18 protein-coding genes and 1 pseudogene are annotated in these 19,547 nt (G+C 68.7%); 7 read left to right on the top strand and 12 right to left on the bottom strand.

Annotated features, from left to right (window positions below; translation table 11 throughout):
• Window positions 1-53 precede the first annotated feature (53 nt).
• The 3 genes and pseudogenes from D5S19_RS25075 to D5S19_RS25065 all read right to left on the bottom strand — a co-directional run.
• Window positions 54-365 (bottom strand): annotated as a pseudogene (locus D5S19_RS25075) (GNAT family N-acetyltransferase); the annotation flags it as partial.
• Between the two features lie 210 nt (window positions 366-575).
• A complete protein-coding gene (gene rho, locus D5S19_RS25070) occupies window positions 576-1,706 on the bottom strand; it encodes a transcription termination factor Rho (RefSeq protein WP_120025849.1) in 1,131 nt (376 codons plus the stop codon).
• Between the two features lie 376 nt (window positions 1,707-2,082).
• Window positions 2,083-2,532, bottom strand: a complete 450-nt coding sequence (locus D5S19_RS25065) for an SRPBCC family protein (protein ID WP_199730697.1) — start codon at window positions 2,530-2,532, stop codon at window positions 2,083-2,085.
• 540 nt (window positions 2,533-3,072) lie between these two features.
• Here D5S19_RS25065 and D5S19_RS25060 point away from each other — a divergent pair.
• Window positions 3,073-4,008 carry an MBL fold metallo-hydrolase gene (locus D5S19_RS25060; RefSeq protein WP_120025848.1) on the top strand — a complete coding sequence of 312 codons (936 nt, stop codon included), beginning with the start codon at window positions 3,073-3,075 and terminating at the stop codon, window positions 4,006-4,008.
• A 24-nt stretch (window positions 4,009-4,032) separates the two neighbouring features.
• Here the strand turns inward: D5S19_RS25060 and D5S19_RS25055 are convergent, their stop codons facing one another.
• From D5S19_RS25055 to D5S19_RS25025, 7 genes are all read right to left on the bottom strand, one after another.
• Window positions 4,033-4,380 (bottom strand): hypothetical protein, encoded by a 348-nt coding sequence (locus D5S19_RS25055; RefSeq protein WP_120025847.1) that lies wholly within the window; start codon window positions 4,378-4,380, stop codon window positions 4,033-4,035.
• A gap of 249 nt (window positions 4,381-4,629) precedes the next feature.
• The gene (locus D5S19_RS25050; RefSeq protein ID WP_120025846.1) at window positions 4,630-5,124 is read right to left on the bottom strand and encodes a methyltransferase family protein; all 495 of its coding nucleotides are present in this window, start codon (window positions 5,122-5,124) and stop codon (window positions 4,630-4,632) included.
• A 77-nt stretch (window positions 5,125-5,201) separates the two neighbouring features.
• Window positions 5,202-5,954 carry a methyltransferase gene (locus D5S19_RS25045; RefSeq protein ID WP_199730696.1) on the bottom strand — a complete coding sequence of 251 codons (753 nt, stop codon included), beginning with the start codon at window positions 5,952-5,954 and terminating at the stop codon, window positions 5,202-5,204.
• Window positions 5,955-6,682: 728 nt separating this feature from the next.
• A complete protein-coding gene (locus D5S19_RS25040) occupies window positions 6,683-7,087 on the bottom strand; it encodes a histone-like nucleoid-structuring protein Lsr2 (RefSeq protein WP_120025845.1) in 405 nt (134 codons plus the stop codon).
• 448 nt (window positions 7,088-7,535) lie between these two features.
• Window positions 7,536-9,167, bottom strand: a complete 1,632-nt coding sequence (locus D5S19_RS25035) for a phospholipase C (RefSeq protein ID WP_199730695.1) — start codon at window positions 9,165-9,167, stop codon at window positions 7,536-7,538.
• Between the two features lie 53 nt (window positions 9,168-9,220).
• Complete coding sequence (locus D5S19_RS25030; RefSeq protein WP_120025844.1) at window positions 9,221-10,426, bottom strand: Dyp-type peroxidase; 1,206 nt, start codon at window positions 10,424-10,426, stop codon at window positions 9,221-9,223.
• Window positions 10,423-11,598, bottom strand: a complete 1,176-nt coding sequence (locus D5S19_RS25025; protein WP_233574142.1) for an EfeM/EfeO family lipoprotein — start codon at window positions 11,596-11,598, stop codon at window positions 10,423-10,425. The genes D5S19_RS25030 and D5S19_RS25025 overlap by 4 nt, the downstream gene beginning before the upstream one ends.
• 475 nt (window positions 11,599-12,073) lie before the next feature.
• Here D5S19_RS25025 and D5S19_RS25020 point away from each other — a divergent pair, with 475 nt between their 5' ends.
• Entirely contained in the window at window positions 12,074-12,775 is a 702-nt protein-coding gene (locus D5S19_RS25020; RefSeq protein ID WP_120025842.1) for an RraA family protein, read from the top strand.
• A 7-nt stretch (window positions 12,776-12,782) separates the two neighbouring features.
• Here the strand turns inward: D5S19_RS25020 and D5S19_RS25015 are convergent, their stop codons facing one another.
• A complete protein-coding gene (locus D5S19_RS25015; protein WP_120025841.1) occupies window positions 12,783-13,697 on the bottom strand; it encodes a hypothetical protein in 915 nt (304 codons plus the stop codon).
• Window positions 13,698-13,899: 202 nt separating this feature from the next.
• Here D5S19_RS25015 and D5S19_RS25010 point away from each other — a divergent pair, with 202 nt between their 5' ends.
• From D5S19_RS25010 to D5S19_RS25000, 3 genes are all read left to right on the top strand, one after another.
• Window positions 13,900-14,199, top strand: a complete 300-nt coding sequence (locus D5S19_RS25010; RefSeq protein WP_120025863.1) for a YciI family protein — start codon at window positions 13,900-13,902, stop codon at window positions 14,197-14,199.
• Between the two features lie 138 nt (window positions 14,200-14,337).
• Window positions 14,338-15,207: a dihydropteroate synthase gene (gene folP / locus D5S19_RS25005; protein WP_120025840.1), complete on the top strand. Its 870-nt coding sequence runs from the start codon at window positions 14,338-14,340 to the stop codon at window positions 15,205-15,207.
• Entirely contained in the window at window positions 15,204-16,007 is an 804-nt protein-coding gene (locus tag D5S19_RS25000; RefSeq protein WP_120025839.1) for a dihydrofolate reductase family protein, read from the top strand. Before folP ends, D5S19_RS25000 begins: the two co-directional genes overlap by 4 nt.
• Before the next feature lie 22 nt (window positions 16,008-16,029).
• On the opposite strand, the gene D5S19_RS24995 is transcribed toward D5S19_RS25000, so the two are convergent.
• Window positions 16,030-16,734: a hypothetical protein gene (locus D5S19_RS24995; RefSeq protein ID WP_233574141.1), complete on the bottom strand. Its 705-nt coding sequence runs from the start codon at window positions 16,732-16,734 to the stop codon at window positions 16,030-16,032.
• A gap of 87 nt (window positions 16,735-16,821) precedes the next feature.
• Between D5S19_RS24995 and D5S19_RS24990 the strand changes: the two genes are divergently transcribed.
• Together D5S19_RS24990 and D5S19_RS24985 are read left to right on the top strand one after the other, a co-directional pair.
• Window positions 16,822-17,640, top strand: coding sequence for a helix-turn-helix transcriptional regulator (locus D5S19_RS24990; RefSeq protein ID WP_120025838.1), 819 nt, complete (start codon window positions 16,822-16,824; stop codon window positions 17,638-17,640).
• Between the two features lie 90 nt (window positions 17,641-17,730).
• The gene (locus tag D5S19_RS24985; RefSeq protein WP_120025837.1) at window positions 17,731-19,257 is read left to right on the top strand and encodes an AMP-binding protein; all 1,527 of its coding nucleotides are present in this window, start codon (window positions 17,731-17,733) and stop codon (window positions 19,255-19,257) included.
• Window positions 19,258-19,547: the final 290 nt, after the last annotated feature.

The raw sequence follows: 19,547 nt of genomic DNA, 5'->3' as shown, positions 1-19,547 counted from the left end.
CACGGCCAGGATCAGCGTAGTGAAACAAGCCGGGTCCAGACGGGTGAAATCGATCAATACGCAGTGCGCTCATACAGCGCACATGGGGCATCCCGATAGCGGATTTCGCGCTGCCAGGTGAACCCGAGGCGCTCCATCACCGCGCGGGAACGAACGTTGCGCGCTTCGGCGAAGGTCACGACCTCGAGCGCGGCGAGCCGGGTGAAGGCGTACGCGAGGCCGGCGCGGCCGATCTCGGTAGCGTCGCCCTTTGCCCAGTGCGCTGCCCGGAAGCCCAGATCCAGCGGGCGGACACCGTCGAAATCCCGATAGGACAGTCCACCCCGGCCGGTCAGCTCGCCGGGTTCCCGGTGGTGGGCAAGCCATCTGCCGCCTTGTCGACGGACCGGTCACGGCGGCGCCGCGTCCGCCCGGATCCAGTCGCCGAACCGGCGAGCGATGCCGGGGGTCGGTGTGCAGGCGGTACATCTCGTCGGCCGAATCCGGGCCGATCGGCGTGAGCGACCGGCGTTCGGTAGCCACTGGGTGGGGCTACCGTTCAGGGCATCGTCGTGGTCCCGGAATTGTTCGGGTATTCAAGCGGCCCGCTGATCCGGTATCGCCAAGGAAGCCTGCACCCTGGCCACGAATTCGGCATTGGATTTGGTGGTGCGAACCTGATCGAGGAACTGTTCCGCGGCCCGTTTCGGGTCCTGCCCGGCCAGCGCCCGGCGGACCTCGGCGAGCACGGTCAGCTCGGCGGCGGTCACGAACAGCTCGTCGCGACGGGTGCCGGAGCCGAACAGGTCCACGGCCGGGAACACACGGTGGTCGGCTAGCGTGCGGTCCAGCCGGAGTTCGGAGTTGCCGGTGCTCTTCAGCTCCTCGAAGAACACCGTGTCGGCCAGGGATCCGGTGCCGACGAGCGCGGAGGCGACAATGGTGAGGGAGCCGCCGTCCTCGATGTTGCGGGCGGCGCCGAGGATCTTCTTCATCGGGTGCAAAGCGCTCGCGTCTACGCCGCCGGAGAGCACTCGCCCGGACGTGCGGGCGGCGAGGTTGTAGGCGCGGCCGAGCCGGGTCAGCGAATCGAGCAGCAGCACGACGTCGCGGCCGGTCTCTACCAGGCGTTTGGCGCGTTCCAGCGCGAGTTCGGCGAGTGCGGTGTGCTCGGCGGGTTTACGATCGAAGGTGGACGCGATCACCTCGCCGCGCACGGTGCGGCGCATCTCGGTGACCTCCTCGGGCCGCTCGTCGGCGAGCAGCACCATCAGGTGCGCCTCCGGGTGGTTGACCGAAATCGCCTGCGCGATCGCTTGCAGCACCGAGGTTTTCCCGGTGCGTGGCGGGGCGACGATCAACGCGCGCTGCCCTTTTCCGAGCGGCGCGACGAGGTCGAGCACGCGGGTGGTCAGCTGGTGCCGGCCGGTTTCAAGGACCAGCCGCTGGTCGGGATGAATCGGGGTGAGCCGCTCGAACTCGGGCCGCTGCCGCTGTTGCCGCGGGGGTGGTGCACCGTTGACCGAGACGAGTACGCCGTCTTCGAGGACAAGCTCGTCGCCCCGGCGCAATCCGTGCGAACGGACCAACGCGGCGGGCACCGCTGGGCCGCCCGGATCGTAGCCGAGGGTGGCGGAGTTGCCGCGCAGATCGAGAATTCCTTGCTGTGCCCGCGTTTGTGTCCGTGCCGTGGTCTGTGCCTGTGTCGTGGTCTGTGTCTGTGTCATGAGTGATACTCCTGAATGGTGCGGCGATCGACGCGGATCGCGGATCGCGGATCGCTCGGGTACGGCCGGGACGGCTCCGCCGCGCACCGGGCGAACCGGAGGCGGACCACGTCCTGGAAACGACGTATCCCGGATACCGCGGAACTGGCGGAGAGTGCCGAGATTTCGTGGGCGGCTGGGCCGACTTCCACGGGATACGGGCCGTAGCGTAGCGCATCGGCACTCGCAGGCACAACCATTCGGCACTCGCCGCGGATTCAGCGCACCCTCGGCGAGCCGAATCCGCGGCGGTCCTGCGCGATTCCGTCCCGGCTATCACGTCTCCTACTCCGGCAGAACGATCGCAGTCACCATTTTGTTCCCCTGCCGGGGACGATCACTTCGGCCGCAGGTCCATCGGCAACGGCTTGCCCGTCTCCAGCAGCGACTTCAGGTTCGACAGCACTGCGGCCCAGCCGCCGGAGACGTCGCGGTGCGCACGCTCGTCGGCGAGGTCGGTGTGGGTCACGGTCAGCCGGACGATCCCCTCGTACGACTGGATGTCGAAGGCGGCGCGGGAGGGCTCCTGATCTTCCGGCCCGTTCGGGTCGTACCAGGTCGTGACGAGCCGGCGCGGCGGCACCGCCTCCACGACCTCGCCCGTCACATCGGTGACCCGGGATCCATCGGACCGCACATGCGCCCAGCGGGAGCCCGGCTGCCAGTCGGACTCGTTGCGGTGCGCCCAGTACTGCGCGGTGATCTCCGGATCGGTCAGTGCCTCCCACACCCGCTCCGGCGTGCTGTCGATGTAGGTGACGTAGACGAAACTCGGTTTCTGGCTCATGACTTCCCCTGCTCGACGGTGACCCACACAGCGTAACGCAGGCAAATAGCTGCATGTCAACCCCGTCGCCGCTCCTCGACTGGAAAAGTTGCTGGTCAGCGCCTCCCGAGGCGGGCATGGCCGGATAGCACCCACGTGGCGAGCGACACCGCTCACACCATCCCGAATCGATCTTCCACCCACAGTGAGCGAGACCGCGCCACCGCCGGCCTTTCATCCACAATGGACGCACGAGCGGAATGCAGTGTCCACTTCGGACCCCACCACATGGTCGATACCACCGGACAGACGCGAGAACGAGGCAATGCCGAGACGAAATGATCTTGCCGCCCCAGAACCCGTGGCCCGAGTTCGGCTTTCCCGGCGGCCGCAGCCGAACCCACCCGCCGATCGGCCGGACCAGTGGTCTCCCGCACACCCGGCCGGAAATGTGATCTCATCGCCACTGACAGCGACCCTCCTGGTCTATACCATTCAGCTCCACTACCATGCACTGGTCCGGTCGGCCCGCCGCGGCGACAGCCCACGAGGGGGGAACGCATGAGCGCCATCAGGCGGAACATCGTCCCGCTCAGGTACACCGACCCGAGCGTGGTCGCCTACGTGCGCACGCCCAGTGACTGGCTGGTGTCGAACTGCGGCTGGATCCGCGGCCGCGAAGCCGTGCTGGTGGTGGACACCTGCGGGACCGAGCAGGACACGCTCGACCTGGTCACGGACGTGCGCAAATACTCGGCGGCGGAGATGCCGCTCACCGTGGTGCTCACGCACGCGCACGGTTCGCACTACAACGGCACCGGCGTCGCGCTGCGCAACGGCGGGCGGGTGCTGGCCGCGGCCGCGGCCGTGCCGCGGGTGCGAACCGGGCCGCAGGTCGACGACGTGCATTTCCAGTTCACGCGCTGGGGCGCGCTGGAAGCCCCGCCCGCGGAGGTGGTGCACACGGTGGTCGAGCCGGTCGAGGTGGATCTCGGCGGCGTGGTCGTGGAGGTCGTCCCCTTCCCCGGGATCGCGCACACCGACGGTGATCTGGTCGCGTTCGAGCCACGCACCGGCACCCTGTTCGCCGGCGGGCTGCTGTCGGTCGGCGCCACCCCGCTGGCGACGTGCGGTTCGATCCCCGGCTGGCTGACCGCGCTGGACTGGCTGGACAAGGTGTTCCCGGATGTACGCACGTTCGTTCCCGGGCACGGTGAGCTACGGCATCCGGGCAGCTTCCCCATCGCCGTGCAGCGCACTTATCTGCACTGGCTGCTCGACGCGACCGCATCGAGCAGCACACCGGATTTCGCCCGGCTGGCCACCATCGCCCGCCGTCGCTGGCCCACCTGGAGCCTGCCCGAACGCCACCTCGGCAACCTGCTGCGCGCGCACGCCGACCAGCACGGCCACCCCCTGTCCCCTCATGACGCGATGCACGCGATCAGCGACGAAGCCGGCGGCAAGATCAATCTGGACGAGCGGCTCGGCCGCTGAAGCAGCATTCGCTGCGAGGCGGATTCAAGGCCTGCTCAGGTGAGCGCCGCAGGTGCGTCGACCAGTCAGGGCCCGAAGGACCCGCGCAGTGGCCAGGGATCCGGGTGGCCGGGTGAGCGCGAAGACCTCGGCCACGTGGTACGCCAGGACCGGATCGGTCATGGCGGCCGACAGCAAACGATCAAAGGTTCGGTGCGCGAAACGGGTCGTCCAGCCGCGCCGGCCACGAGTGTGCGGAAAGCGCCAGTCCTCGGTGCTGGACAGGGTCCAGGCGGATCTGACGGTGCGGGCGAGATCGCGGCGGATGCCCGTCGGTTGATCCGCGGTGAATGCCTGCCGGAGGGTGAGTGCCTGGTTGATCGCGACCGACATTCTTTGTCCGTAAATGGGATTGAGTGTGCAGAGCACGTCACCGAGCACGATCAGGCCTTCGGGCCGGCGGGGCCAGTGGTCGAACCGGTTCCAGCGGCTGGTTCCCGGGTAGAACGTGCGGACCGGACCGGTAGGGTTGCCGCAGAGGGCTTCGGCCAGGGCGGGGTGGCGTAGCCGGGTGCCTGGGTGAACTCGGCGACAGTGCGCGGCGCGGTGTGGGGGCGCATGGCGCCGATTCCGGCCTGACGGTCACGGTTTTCGGTGGGGACGAGGATGCCGAAGATCAACTCCGCCAGGGGTGCGGCCTGCAGGTTGAGCACTTGGCCGACGGGTTCCCGGCCCGGTGGGTAAGTGCAGGCGGCGTAGCTGACGCCCGCGTCGATCCACTGCGCTGCGGGGCCGCCAGTCGTCGGCGCCGATCAGGTTCGCGATCACCGGCGCGATCGCGTACCGGGTGCCGTGCTTGACGAGCAGGCCGAGCGAGGTGGTCCCCAGCAGCAGGACGTCCACCGCCCGGCCGGCCAGGCCCAGCTGCTGTTTGATGTCCGCGCGGTCCAGCGAACGGTCCGGGCCGATCAGTTCGAACAGGCCGAGTTCGCAGGACGCCTGCAGATACTGAAATGCCGCGTGCCCCATCAGCAGCAACGCCAGCCCGTCCGTCGTCAGCGCCGGCCGGTAGTCGTTACCGCTTATCGGGACTTCATCGTCAACCTGCCGAGCGGCAAGATCGGAGAATGTGTCCATGAGGTGACCCCCTCCAGTAAGATCACACAACAAATCCGGCCCGGAATCAGCCTGACGGGACGTGCTACACCCGAGACTTAGTGCTTACGGTCCACCACGGCACCATTGGCGCCGACTGCGTCAAAGTGGACGATGTGCGCACCCTGGAAGCCGACGTCTCGCGACCAGGTCACGTATTCCGATTTCGAATAGTTTCTGCCACCCACGGTTTCGACGATCATGTTCATGCCCATCAGTGCCGCCGCGGCCGGCCCCGTACGTTGCGCATTGAGCAACCATTCGACGATGAGAATGACGCCGCCCGGTTCCAGCGCCTCCCGGCATTTCCGGAGCAAGGCCCGCCCGGTGATCTCATCCCAGTCGTGCAGAATCATGCTGAGCAACACGACATCATGCCCGTTCGGCAGTGTGTCATCGGTTAGGAAGATCGACTCCTGCTCGTCGGGACCCGAGGTCAGCGGACGATTATCCCGCAACGCGCAGACCAGGCCATGCCAGGCGGGATACTCCCGGTGATCGAGGAAACGTACGTAACCCCCGAAATAGCAGGGCCGCCCGGACACCAGGAATTCCTCCGCCACTGCGGAATTACCGTAACCGGCACAGTTCCTGTCCAGCAGGCCCAGCGACGCACATGCAGCCAGGAGCACATCCGAGGGCCGCTCGTGAATACCCAGCTCGGTGGCGATCTCCGAAACGGTGACCCGCCGCCCGTCTCGCAGCCGGGTGAACAGATCGATCTCCACCGCGGCGGCGAACGTCTTGAACGCCCAAAACGCACTGGCAAGCTGCATCAATGGGCCGGAATCCGTAGTCTTGATCGTCATCATGGCTCCTTTCCCGCAGGGGCCGAGTGCCGATGATCGACCACTGCGAAGATCAGCCGCGAAGCCCGGCCATCCGGGCCACGATCCCGTTCATCTCATGCTGTCGATGATGTCCCCGGGACGCGGCAAAGCGCTAGGCAGCATCCCGGTGATATTTCGGCCGACAGGAATTTCCGACGGAATAAGACCTGCTCACGCCGCCCGCACCCACGGTTCCCTTGAGCATGAACGGAGAGACCGAATGGTCGGTATCAAGACGGTGCGGGTCTGCCCGCCTGGGCGGGGCCGTTGGCGGCCTCGGCCATCTGCCGAGCGACCGGCCCGACCATCGAACGCACTGGCGGCGCGGCGATGCACTGCGCACGCTCCACCGAAAGCGACGTGCACTACTCGACCACGCTGAAGCGGCCGGCCACCGCGCAACGAGCCCGGCTGCCGAACCCGCAATACCATCGCCGCCCACTTCTCGACCGAATCCGCGGCGGTCCGTCACGCGCACGCTTCGGCGATGGAAGAAGCAGCCTTCCGCCGGCTCACCGGCCCGGCGGGGACAAGCGAAGCACTCCGGCCACCCGACGGTCCGCAGTGGACACCGTCAAGGTCCGGAATGGACCTTCGGCGGTCCACTTCGCACACTACTGCCCGGCGTCGCTCGCAAGTGGACCGAGCCGGTAAACGAACGGACCGGACGGCGCCCCCACCCCTGGGCGCCATCCGGTCCGGACGGGATTTCAGGACTTCTTGCGAGCGCCCCGCTTGCGCGCCGGCTTGGCGGGCGGTTCCTCCACCGTCTCCTCGCGCTCTTCGTAAGCACGCACGATCTCCGCGGGCAGGCGCCCGCGGTCGGAGACCTGGTAACCGTTGGCCTCAGCCCATTCCCGCATAGTGCGGTTGCGTTCGCGGTCGGCCGCGGTGGCCGCCGGCCGCGGTGCGGCACCGGCGGCGATGCGGACCTTGCGGCCGCCGGTCCGGCGGGAGACGGCAACATAACGGGCCAGCTCGTCGCGCAATGCGGCGGCATTGTCCTCGGACAGGTCGATCTCGTAGTTCACGCCGTCGAGACTGAACGGGACCGTCTGTTCGGCAATGCTGCCGTCGATGTCGTCCACCATCTCGACATGAACCTTCTGCGCCATGGTTCGCGTTCCTTCACCTTCTACAGGATGTGCCTTCGATAAGCCTATCGTGTCGACAGAGGACTCGCGCTCTCCGACTCCCATTCCGGTCTGGACAGTCGCAAGTTAGCGTCGCTCACTTGCTCCTCTCCGGCCGATTTTCCGGCAGCCGGAGGGAAGGTGGGACGCGCTCCGACCCTCCTTCCCCGCGACGCGTGGAGCTGCCGGTAACCGATTTCTGCCCCCGCGCCGAAGGCGGTCGCCGACGTGTGACATTCGCCCGTCACGACGTGCGGTGCGGCGGGTCAGTCCAGATCGGACGCAACACGCCGTTTCGACACACCGGCGCCCCCAGGGCTCGATTCGCGCACCGGGGGCGGGAATCGCGAAGGCCGCCGGGGCGAGCCCGGCGGCCTTCGGTGAGTGACGATCTGTTGACCCGGAGTCATCTCCGGCCCGGTTTTCCCGTTCAGTGGTTCACGAGCGCGCCCGTCTTCGGGTCCATCGGCAGCTTGTCCGCCTGCGGCCGCCAGAACCCGAACATATTCCACAACCCGCCGGCCCGGTTGTCGAACGAGGAATCGCCGATTCGCCCGGCGAACCAGTTGTCCTCGATGAACCGCAGCACCGAGGTCTGGTCGGTCCGGGTGTGGTCGACGTAGTTCACCTTGCTGTAGGGCGAGATGACCATCAGCGGCAGCCGCGGGCCGTACCCGCAGCGGTCGGCGTAACCGCCGAGGCTCGCCGGCTTTCCGGTGCACACGGCCTGGTCCTGCGCCGCGTCCTGGGAACCGTTGATGACGGCCGGGCTCTGGTGGTCGTACCAGCCGTCGGAATCGTCGTAGGCGAGCACGATCGCGGTGGAGCGCCATTCCGGGGACTGCTGGATCTTGTTGATCTCCCCGACCACGAACTGCTGCTCGTCCAGCGGATCGGAATAGCCGGCGTGCGCGTCCTGGTACTCCGGCGCCTTGAGGAAGCTGACCGCGGGCATCGAACCGGCCTGCAGCGAGTCGTTGAAGTCGCTCATGTCGTACTGGTGGTTGGCCTGGTCGGACTGGCCGATCGCCTGCACCGAGGACGGCGGCAGGTGATGCGGGTTCGCGGTGGACTGGTAGTACTGGAACGGCTCGTGGTGCGGGCTGTAGTCCACCGAGGACTGATTGCCCACGTTGGCGTGCTTCTGGCCGCAGACCGCGTAGCCGTTGGCGGTGCCGGTCGGGCGGAAGCCGCCCTGGAACCAGCCCCAGGTGACCCGGCGCTGGTTGAGCAGGTCACCGACGTTGCGCCCGTGCATCGCGCCGAGGTTCTCGGTCGCGGTGTGGTTCTTGTCCGAGCAGTCGTCCCACGCCGGGTCCGGGTCGTTGATCACCGTGCCGACACCGTTGGCGTCGGGCGACTGGGTCACATAGGAATCCGAGGCCGGCTCGTGCGAGACCGAGTCGACGGCCTGCATCCCGTGCGTCTGCCCGGAGATCAGGTTGATCGCGCCCGGGGTGGAAGGGCCGAAGGTGGTGTTGACGGAATTGTCGCTCAGCGCGTAGTGCTGCGCGTAGTTCCACATTCCGGTCACGGTGTTGCCGTCGTAGTAGTCCATGACCAGACCCGGTGCACCGAACAGCACCGGCTGCCCGGTGCACTTGTCGGTCTCGGTCTTCTCCACGAACTTGTCCATCTTGCCGCCGTTGAAGGCGGCCTGCTCCGCACCGTAATTGTGGTTCTGGTCGCAGGTCAGCGCCTGATCCGGGCCGAGCCGTTTCGGGTCGTAGGCGTTCGGGTTCTTGGTCAGCAGCGACTTGTCCAGGCCGTTGACCTTCGGGGTGTGCTTCGCGGCCTGGAACGGGGTGCCGTTCTCGTTGGTCGCGTTGGGGTAGGTGCCGAAGTAGTGATCGAAGGAGATGTTCTCGCCGAAGATCACCACCACGTGCTTGATAGGGGTGAGGGTGGGCAGCCACGACGCGGGCAGCGGGTGGCTCGGCTGGGCGTCCGCCGACGTGGCGGCCGAGCCGGTGGCGATAGCCAGCATCGCCGCCGAGGCCAGCGCGCCGGCCCCGAACAGCCGCCGCGTCCGGCGGCGCCGTCTGCCGATTGCTGTGTCCACTGGGGATCCTCCTGGGTTGGTTACCTCGTGGTGGGAACTCGCGGTGGGCGCGCTCACTGCAGCAGCGCCCGGCCGAAGTGGTCTCGGCCGTCGGTGACCCCTGGCAGCGCGAAGAAGTAACCGCCGCCGAACGGGGAGAGGTAATCGACCAGTGGCTCGTCCACCAGCCGCTGCTGGGTCGCCTCGAACTGGCGCTCGAGGTCCTGCTGGTAGCAGGCGAAGACCAGGCCCATGTCCAGGTTGCCGTTGGTGTCCACCCCGCGGTCGTAGTTCACCGAACGCCGCAGGATCCGGCTGGCGTCGGTGGCCGGGGTGCGGGGATTGGCCTTGCGGATGTGGCTGGTGAGCGGGATGACCGTGCCGATCGGATCGTCGGCGTACCGCGGGGTGTCCTGTTCGGACGTTCCGTCCAGCGGCGCACCGGTGTCCCGGCGGCGGCCGAACATGTTCTCCTGCTCGGTCAGCGACACCCGGTCCCAGAATTCGACGAGCATCCGGATCAGCCGGATCACCTGGTAGCTGCCGCCGGTGGTCCAGCCGGGCTCGCCGCCTCCGGACACCCAGACCAGCCGGTCCAGTTCGTCATCGACCGGGTTGGCGATGCCGTCCTTGAATCCCATCAGGTTGCGCGGGGTGCCGGACGGGCGCGACGGGGAGGCGAACCCGTTGATCTTCCAGCGCAGCTGCATCCCGCCTCGCGTCGCGCGGGTGAGGTCACGCAGCGCGTGCAGCACCGTGTCGGTGGTGCCGGCGGACAAGGTCAGCGAGAGATCCCCGTGGCACTGCGCGGAGTCGAGCGCGTCGTTGGGGAACATGGTCATCGGCTTGAGCTTCTTCGGCTTGCGTCCGGCAAGGCCGTAGCGATCGTCGAACAGCGACGCACCGACGCCGACGATCACGCCGAGGTCGCTTGGGGGCACAACCGGCCCGAGCACTCCGGAGTCCGCTGGTGGCGCGGTGATCCCGAGCACGGCCGGTGCACCACCCGCGGTGAGGAATCGGGCACGTTCGGTGATCTCGCGCAGCAGTTCGGTCAACTCCGCGCGGTTCTCGGCAACAACGTCGAACGAGGCCACAATGGACTGTGCGGGTGGCCGGCGCAGGATCGCCGCCTGCCGCGGACCGTGGAACGGCACCGCACCGGATTCCCCGGCGGACGCGGCCCCGCTCGCCGCCGCCCCTACCCCGGCGGCCGCGGTCAGCCCGGCGCCGACCACCGTGCGGCGCAGGAAACTGCGACGGGAGGACTCGGTGGTCACGAGATCCTCCTCGGCTCGGCGATGGCGGCGATCGGCGCGAGCTGTTCGGCCAGCTCGCTCACGTCGCCGTTGATCTTCTGGCGCTGTGGCGCGGTAAGCCCGCTGACCGGCGTCCACGAACCGTCCACGCGGCGCGCGCCGTCGAGCGTCTTCCCGGTGCGCTTCATCCAGCTGTCCACCGTGGACAGCCGGGGGTAGCGCGGGGCGAGCACCGGGCGCAGTACGTCGAGCACGGCCTGGACGCCGTCCACATTGGCCCGCGCGGTGGCGAGGGTGGTGCCGCTGCCGTAATCGGTGCGGGCGGTGAGTTCGAACTGCAGGGCGTTCTCCACGATCTCGTGTGCGCGCAGCCCGAGGTCGCGGGGGTCGACCTGGCTGTCCGGAAAGGACTTTCGAAGGCTCCGCACGGCACTGTCCAGCCGGTCCGCGACCGCACGCAGTGCGGCCAGGTCCTGGTTGTGCCACAGGCCGTATTCGAGGCGGTGGAACCCGGTGAAGCCCGGGTCGGCCACGCCGCCGGGCAGGCCGTCGGTGGTGCCGTTGATCGCGCTGTCCGAATCGCCGAAGGCGTTGTAGGCGGCGCCGAGGCGTTCGTAGGTCAGGTGCGCGGTCAGCCAGGCGGACTCGCTCGCCGCCCGGTCGCCGCCGTGCACCGCGTCCGTCAGCTTCGTCACGCCGGCGACGAGTTGGTCCAGCCCGGCGGTCACGTGCGCCTGATAGTTCTTGAGCGGTGCGAGAAGATCGTTCTGGGTGACCGGCGCGACGCCCGGGCCACGGTCCGCGCCGCCACTCACGGTCACCGTCGGTCCGACGATCGCGGCCGAGTCCTCGGGCAGGCAGCGAAACGCGTAGCTGCCGTTGCCGAGCGTCACCGGCAGCGGCCGGGTGGTACCGGTCCCGAGGCCCTCCACCTCGCCGTAGATCACCCCGGTGGCCGGGTCGATCAGATCCACCTCGGCGGTCACCGTCCCGGTGTTGCGCAGGTGGAAGGTCTGCGCACCGGCACGCGGATCGGTCCAGCCGCGGCCACAGGCCGACCTGGAGATCTGGATCTCCGGATCCCGCGCGGACGCCCCGTCCGGCCACACCGCGAAACCGATCACCACCGCGGCGGCGAGCACCGCCACCCCGGCGGAGGACACCACCCAACGGGTACGCACAGACCCGGGCACGCCACTCTCCTGCACCTCGTTCGGACTACCGGTGGGGAATTATGCGGGCGGAAAGTACAGAAAATCCGGCCGAGCCCGGCCCCCGACCGGGAATTCACCAGGACTTCAACCGGAAACCGGTGAAAATCGGATATACCCACCAAACCGAATGCCCCTCGCACCCCAGGGTTCCGGCAAAGTCGGTGTAGAGGTCCGTGAAGGGACCCTTCACGGACTCTGAGTCTGTGAAGGGTCCCTTCACAGACCCGAAACCGGTCCGGCGCACCCTACGAGGTGGTCGCACACACCTCCGCATCGCCCACTGCCGGGTCCCCGACCAACTTTGCCGACACCCTGGACTCGCACCCATCGCCGCGGCCCCCTCCCGCGACCACTCACGGTGACCGGCCCGCTCCCGGTCGCGGGGTGATTTCCGTTCTGTGACAGGCGTTTCATCCGGTAACGTATTCCCGCGCACACCGAGGAAGGCCGGGGAATGACGACATTCGAAGCACGCTTTTCCACACTCACCACCGCCCATCTGACCGACGGCTGTATTCGTGCTCAGCTCGACGTACGATGCGCGCCCGCGGGCATGCACAGCGCAATACCGGGCGGGCGAATTGCCGGCCGCGTACTGCCCGCACGCCATGCGGGCAGCGTCGACATTTTCCTTGAAGCCATCACCACGGCGGAGCGCGGCGAAGTGCTGGTGGTCGACAACGGCGGGCGACGGGACGAGAGCTGCGTCGGCGACCTCGTGGCCGCCGAGGCCGCCGCGGCCGGGCTCAGCGGGGCCGTCATCTGGGGCCTGCACCGGGATACCGCGGACCTGCGGGAAATCGGGCTGCCGGTGTTCAGCCTCGGCTCGATCCCGACCGGCCCGCTGCACGCCACGCCCCGGCACCCGGACGCCCTGACCTCGGCGACCGTCGGCGAATGGACCGTGAACACCGGCGATCTGGTCTTCGGCGACGAAGACGGAGTGGTGTTCGTCCCCGCCGCGGAGGCCGAGAAGGTGTTCCAGGCCGCGGAATCCGTGCGTGACACCGAGCGGCAGCAGGCGGCACGCATCCGATCCGGAACGTCACTGCGGGAACAGGTCGGGTTCGCCGATTTCCTGCGTCGTCGCGAGGAAGACGCGTCCTGCACCTTCCGGCAGCACCTGCGAACGGTGGGCGGCGCAGTCGAAGAGTAAAGCCGCTTCAGCCCGGACCGGGGCTGGTTCGCGATTCCATTTCCGGACGCACCACGGAAATGCCAGCGACCACCCCGGTACCGCCGAGAATGGCGAGCGAAGCGCCGGAAAGAATCAGGAGGACGATCGGCGCGGAGAATGGCGAAATCCCGGCGAACGCTTCGAATCCGATCACCGCGGTGAACACGGCGTCAGCCGCGACCGCGTACCGCACCAAGCGTAACCGGCGGGGTTCCGGCAGCCCGCTGAACCGCAGCAGCCAGGCCAATACGGGCAGCACCAGAATCGCATGCATCGCGACCGCATGGAGCGGCTTGAGCGAACCTGCCGTGGTGTAGGCCAGTTCCGGGGCGCCGCTGCGCGCGGCGGTCACCCCGCGGGCGATCATCACCGCGCCGGTGGCGAGCGCGATCATGAACACCACCAGCCCGGCCCGGACCGCCAGCCGCATACTCGGCGCGAGGTCACCGGGGCGGCGGAACGCCATCGCGGTGAATCCGAGCGCGGTCAGCACGAGCACCGCGCCACCGCCCGCGAGGCTCATGGAAACCGCGGTGTCGAAACCGGTTTCGAAGTTGAAGTGGGACGGAACGCCACGCCGCGCCTGCATCGTCACCAGCGTCACCTCGACCACCGAGGCCAGGAGAAAGGCGCCGAGCAGCAAGGTCCGGACGCCGTTGCGCATCCGGAGACGGCTGGTCACCCAGGCGAGCGTTGCCAGGGTGAGACCAAAGGACAATCCGAACGTGACCGCCTTGCGCAGGGACAACGGGCCGAGCCAGGAACCGCCGGAAACCAGCAGCACCACAGCGTTCACCACACCGCTGATGACCAGCACCGCGCCGACCGCGTACGCCAGCCGTTCGATGCGGCGGCTGCCGGACCAGCTGTGGCGAAGCGCCGTCAAGGGAGTCGAAGCCATGCCGATGAGTGTGTGCGGACGAGACACGCGCGTCGTCCGCCCGGTGACGGCACCCGTGTACGCAAATTTACGTACACCGGACGTAAATGCCCGGCACCGTAAAGGAACCTTGGCGATTCTTGACCAATCGATGACGAATTGCGCCGCTGCCGCCACTCTCCGGACGGATGCAGTCCGCGCCGCGGAGTTCTACTCTGAACTCATGTACATCGCACTGCTGTCCTACACAGCACCCCGTAACGAAGTCGACTACACACTGGCAGAACACGCGGAGTGGTTGCGCGCGCAGTTCAGTCATGGATTATTCCTGGTTTCCGGAAACGGGCGCGAGGACGCCGATCAGGTCATCCTCACCCGCCCCTGCCTGCGCGGCAAGCTGGACGCGGTGCTCGCCACCGATCCACTCGTCCTGCAACGGCTGGCCCGATACCGGGTGATCGAATTCTCCGCCACCCGCACCGCGGGCGGCTTCCACACGATCAACGAGGCACTCGCCTCCTGACACCCCGAGGAAGACGCCCGGAAGCAGGTGGCCTCCGGCTCGCCGGCAGTCCTGCCGCCCGCCACCTGCCGGACGCGACCCGGCCGCGCACGCCCGCCTATCATCAGGCGAGACCGACGTCCGGTACGGGAGAATTCCATGCAGACCCCCGACCTCGTGTTCCGAGGCCGCCGCCGCACCAGTGACCGCGCCCTGGTGATGGCCATCGTGAACCGCACCCCCGATTCCTTCTACGACCACGGTGCCACCTTCGAGGAGCAGCTCGCCCAGGACGCGATCCACCGGGCGGTGACCGAGGGTGCCGATGTGATCGACATCGGCGGGGTGCCGGCCAGTGCGGGCCCGGAGGTGACCGTCACCGAGGAGATCAGCCGGGTCGTTCCGACCGTGGCCTGGGCCCGCGAGCACTTCCCGGACCTGGTGATCAGCGTCGACACCTACCGCGCCGAGGTCGCCGACGCGGTCTGCCGCGCCGGCGCGGACCTGATCAACGACAACTGGGCCGCGTACGAGCCGGAGATCCTCGACGTGGCCGCCGAGCACCGCGCGGGCTACATCTGCGCGCACACCAACGGCCTCGAACCCCGCGTCGAGCTGCCCCGCCCGGAGTACGACGACGTGGTGGCCGCAGTGGTCGACGCCACGACCACGCTGGCCGAGCGAGCCGTGGCCGCGGGCGTCCCCCGCGAGGGCGTGATGATCGACCCCTGCATCGACTTCGGGAAGAACACCTACCAATCGCTGGAAGTGCTGCGCAACGTGCGAGCGCTGGTCGATACCGGCTGGCCGGTGCTGATGGCGATGTCGAACAAGGGCGTCGTCGGCGAAACCCTCGACCTGCCGCTGGGCGAGCGGGTCACCGGCACGCTGGCCGCGACCGCGGTGGCCGCGCTGCACGGCGCGGCGATGTTCCGCGCACACCAGGTGAAGGAAACCCGGCAGGTGACCGAGATGGTGGCCAGCATCGCCGGCACGCGGCCGCCGTCGAAGGCGGTGCGGCTGCTGTGATCGAGGTCTTCCCCGGCCGGCGGGAACTCACCGGGGCCGACGTCGAGCAGCTCTACGCCTACCCGGAGGGCGAACGCTGGCTGGCGGTGAACTTCGTCTCCAGCGCGGACGGCGGCATCACCGTGCAGGGCCGCTCCCGCGCGTTGTCCACCCCGGCGGACCGGGTGGTGTACCGGCTCGGCAACGACCTCGCCGACGTGGTCCTGCTCGGCGCGGGCACGGCGGTCGCCGAGGAATTCGACGGCTTCCGTCCGGACGAACAGGCCGCGGAACGTCGTCGGCGGCACGGGCTGTCCCCCGTCCCGCCGATCGCGGTGGTCAGCACCGGCCGCTCCCTGCCGCCGGGCGCGCCCGTGCTGACCAGGCCGCTCGTGCCGACGATCGTGCTGACCAGCGCGGCCACCGATCCGGACCTGCGCGCGGCGTGGACGGCGGCGGGCGCGGAGGTGATCGTCGCCGGTGCCGGGGAACCGGAGCTCCACGACGCCGCGGACCGGCAGACGAGCGTCACCGAACCGCGACCACCGCCCCGCGCCGGCGACGTCGACCTGACCGCCGCACTCGCCGCGCTGACGGCACGGGGCCTGCACCGCATCGACTGCGAGGGCGGGCCGCATCTGTTCGCCGCGCTGCTGGCCGCCGGGCTGGTCGACGAGCTGCGGCTGACACTGTCGCCGATGCTGGTGGCCGGGGACGCCCCGCGGGTCGCGATGGGCGTGCCGATCGAGCCGAAGCACCTGGACCTGCAATCGATGCTGATCGAGGACGGCTCCGTGCTGCTGCGGTATCTGGTGCGCTGAGCCCGCTTCGTACGCAAGGAACTCAGCCCAGATCCGCCACCGTCCGCTCGGCCCGTTCGAAGGCGGCACGCGCCGTCGCCAGCTCCTCGGCAACCCGCGCGACCCGGGTTTCCGCGTCGGCGAGCCGGTGCCGCAAGACGGTCACCAGGGCATCCGCCTCCTCGGCCGCCTGCTCGGCACGCACCAGCTCGCGTTCCGCGGCCGCGTGGGCCTGACGAGCCGCCTGCTGCTCCTTTTTGGATGGTCCGAGAGGCGCAATATCCTTGACCGGCAAGGAAAGCCAGTTATCCACGTCCGCATGCGCGGTCGAGGTCAGCCGACCGGCCAAGACGAGCCGGGCCACGTCCGGATCGGCGACGACCGCCTCCAGTGTCTCTTCCACCGCGCGGGCCACGGCATCGCTGAGCCCACTCGTCTCGCCGGCAAGCTCGCGGATCAGCTCCGCCCGGCGGTGTGCCAGCTCGCGCAACTGGGTTCCGGCCAGCTGCTCGTGGGCTTCCCGCAGCTGCCGGCCGAGATCGGCCAGCTCACGTAGCGGAGCGGAATCCGCACGGGCGAGCCGGTTCACGAAAGCCGCGGCGGCGGTCGGCTTGCGCAGGCCGCGGATGCGCCGGGCGAGATCCGCATCGCCGGCCGCGCGAGCGGCAGCGGTGCGTTCCGCGACGAACTCGGCCGGGTCGACGGAGTACAACCGGTCGGCGACGGCGTCGAAATCGGCAGTGCCCACGTCTACCACGGAACCACACATGTAGTCCTGATGCGACACAACGCGTACCGTGGACGCTCATCACGGGTCGGAACAGGACGGTGCCATATGACGTCTCCGGGACAGCTCGCCCTGGCAACCAGCCCGCTGATCGCCGGTGCGCTGCAAGCACTCCAGCGCACGACCGGGCTGCCGGTCGCGATGGGAGGCCCGGTCACCGCCGGGTCACGCGCGCTCGTGATCGACCAGTTACGCGGCACGGCGACCCGTTCGCTGCAGCATCTGCGGGTGGACACCGGGGCCGGGCTCGGCGGCAAGGCCGTGGCTCTGGCACGGCCGTCCACAGTGAGCGATTACCTCAATGCACAAGGCATCACGCACAAGTACGACCGCGCGGTGGCGCCGGAACAGCTGCGCGCGATCGTCGCACTGCCGATCCGCGTCGGCAAGACCACCCGGGCGGTGCTGTACGCGGCGACCCGCGAGTCCATCGCGTTCGGTGATCGTGTGCTGCGTGCCGCCGGGTCCGTGGCCACCCGGCTGGAGCGCGACATCGAAGTGGAGGAAGAGGTCCGGCGCCGGCTGGCCGGGCCGCCCGCACCCATCCCCCGCGACCAGGCCGACCTGCGCGCGGAGTTGCTCGCGATAGCCGGATCCCTCCAGGACGAGGCGGCGCGGGCGCAGTTGCTCGCGGTGTGCGAGCGACTCCACCCCGTACCCGTCCCGACGGGCGGGCCGCTGACTCCGCGCGAGGTGGACGTGCTGCGGCTGGCCGGCGAGGGCTGCACCAACGACGAGATCGCCGACCGGCTGGGCCTGCTGCCCAACACCGTCAAGTCCTATCTCAAGCACGCGATGCGCAAGCTCGGCGCCGCCAACCGGGTCCAGGCGGCGAACCGCGCACGGGCCGCGGGCCTGCTGCGCTGAGCACCCACTTTGTGGGGTGGCCGCTCCCCGGCGGCCGAGCCATCATCTCGGCACGGGCAGCGGTGCCCGGTGAAGCGAAGGGAACGGCACGTGTTCTACGACCTCGGTGTCCGCGATTTCCTCGACCGTGCGGAGACGGTGTACCCGGACCGGGTGGCCGTGGTGGACGAGCCCGGCCAGCCCGCCCCGTCGTGGGGTTCGGTCACCTACCGCGAGCTGGCCCGGCGCGCCCGCGCGCAGGCGGCGAACCTGGACGCGCTCGGCGTGCCCGTGGGCGGCCGGGTTGCCATCGTGTCGCACAACTCGGCGCGGCTGCTCACCTCGTTCTTCGGGGTGTCCGGCTGGGGACGGGTGCTGGTGCCGGTGAACTTCCGGCTCGCGCCCGCCGAGGTGCGCTACATCGTGGAGCACTCCGGTGCCGAGGTGGTGATCCTGGACCCGGACCTGAAAGCGTTGCGGGACATCGTTTCCGCCAAGCATGTGTTCGTACTCGGCGAAGACGACGAGAAGGTCTGGGGCGGCGACGGCGAACCACGCCCGTGGGCCGGGGACGAATCGGCCACCGCGACGCTCAACTACACCTCCGGCACCACCGCGCGGCCGAAGGGCGTGCAGCTCACACACCGCAATCTTTGGCTCAACGCAGTGACTTTCGGGCTGCACACCACGCTGAGCGACAACGACGTGCTCCTGCACACCCTGCCGATGTTCCACGCGAACGGCTGGGGCATGCCGTACGCGCTCACCGGTCTCGGCGGGAAGCACATCGTGTTGCGCAAAGTGGACGGTACGGAAATCCTGCGCCGCATCGAGGAACACGGCGTGACGATCATGTGCGCCGCGCCCGCGGTCGTCACCGCCGCGCTGGACGGGGCGGCGAAGTGGGACGGGGAGATCCCCGGCCGGGACCGGGTACGCATCGTCGTCGCCGGCGCGCCACCGCCGACCCGCACGATCGAACGGGTGCGTGCGGAACTCGGCTGGGAGTTCATCCAGATCTACGGCCTCACCGAGACCGCGCCGCTGCTGACGGTCAACCGATTCCGCAGCGAATGGGCCGAACTCGATCCGCACGAGCAGGCGAAACTGCTCGGCCGCGCGGGCACCCCGGCCCTCGGCGTGCGCCTCGCGATCGACACCGACGGCGAGGTACTGGCCCAGTCGAACACGAACCTCGACGGCTACTGGGACAACCCGGAGGAGACCGCCCGGGTCCAGGAAGGCGGCTGGTTCCACACCGGCGACGGCGGCCGGTTCGACGAGGGGTACCTGACCATCGCCGACCGCAAGAAGGACGTGATCATCACCGGCGGCGAGAACGTGTCGTCGATCGAGGTGGAAGACGCGCTCAGCTCGCACCCCGCGGTGCGCGAGGCCGCGGTGATCGGCATTCCGGACGAGAAGTGGGGCGAGCTGGTCACCGCGCTGGTGGTCAGCGAGGACGCGACCGTCACCGCGGAACAGCTGATCACGCACTGCCGGGACTATCTGGCCGGGTACAAATGCCCGAAGCGGGTGGAGTTCCTCACCGAGCTGCCCCGTACCGCGACCGGCAAGATCCAGAAGTTCAAGCTGCGCGCCCCCTACTGGACCGATCAAGACCGCCAGGTCCACTGAAGCACCCAAAGGCTGTGAAGGCCACCTTCACGGACTCTGCGTCCAGGGTGTCGGCAAAGTTGGTCGGGGACCCGGCAGTGGGCGATGCGGAGGTGTGTGCGACCACCTCGTAGCGTGCGCCGGACCGGTTTCGGATCTGTGAAGGGACCCTTCACAGACTCAGGAGGCTGTTGCGTTTTCGGTTTGGCTGGTTGGTGGCGGTTGTGGTTGGGGGGTTGTGATGGTTGGGCGGGGCCGCGGGCCCTGCCCATCACGTTGTCTGGGTGGTGGTGTGGGTGTGGGTGAACATG

The sequence above is a fragment of the Amycolatopsis panacis genome (genome assembly GCF_003600245.1).
GTDB classification, from domain to species: Bacteria; Actinomycetota; Actinomycetes; order Mycobacteriales; family Pseudonocardiaceae; genus Amycolatopsis; species Amycolatopsis sulphurea.
Note: the sequence above shows the minus strand (reverse complement) of the source record. Positions and strands in the feature narration are given on the sequence as shown.

Excerpts from the sequence above, each read along its gene's own strand:
- D5S19_RS24990 (WP_120025838.1), top strand. The coding sequence starts at position 16,822 with ATGACGTCTCCGGGACAGCTCGCCCTGGCAACCAGCCCGCTGATCGCC.
- D5S19_RS25065 (WP_199730697.1), bottom strand. The coding sequence starts at position 2,532 with ATGAGCCAGAAACCGAGTTTCGTCTACGTCACCTACATCGACAGCACG.
- D5S19_RS25040 (WP_120025845.1), bottom strand. The coding sequence starts at position 7,087 with ATGGCGCAGAAGGTTCATGTCGAGATGGTGGACGACATCGACGGCAGC.
- D5S19_RS25010 (WP_120025863.1), top strand. The coding sequence starts at position 13,900 with ATGTACATCGCACTGCTGTCCTACACAGCACCCCGTAACGAAGTCGAC.
- D5S19_RS25050 (WP_120025846.1), bottom strand. The coding sequence starts at position 5,124 with ATGGACACATTCTCCGATCTTGCCGCTCGGCAGGTTGACGATGAAGTC.
- D5S19_RS25045 (WP_199730696.1), bottom strand. The coding sequence starts at position 5,954 with ATGATGACGATCAAGACTACGGATTCCGGCCCATTGATGCAGCTTGCC.
- D5S19_RS25055 (WP_120025847.1), bottom strand. The coding sequence starts at position 4,380 with ATGTCGGTCGCGATCAACCAGGCACTCACCCTCCGGCAGGCATTCACC.
- D5S19_RS25020 (WP_120025842.1), top strand. The coding sequence starts at position 12,074 with ATGACGACATTCGAAGCACGCTTTTCCACACTCACCACCGCCCATCTG.
- rho (WP_120025849.1), bottom strand. The coding sequence starts at position 1,706 with ATGACACAGACACAGACCACGACACAGGCACAGACCACGGCACGGACA.
- folP (WP_120025840.1), top strand. The coding sequence starts at position 14,338 with ATGCAGACCCCCGACCTCGTGTTCCGAGGCCGCCGCCGCACCAGTGAC.
- D5S19_RS25060 (WP_120025848.1), top strand. The coding sequence starts at position 3,073 with ATGAGCGCCATCAGGCGGAACATCGTCCCGCTCAGGTACACCGACCCG.
- D5S19_RS25015 (WP_120025841.1), bottom strand. The coding sequence starts at position 13,697 with ATGGCTTCGACTCCCTTGACGGCGCTTCGCCACAGCTGGTCCGGCAGC.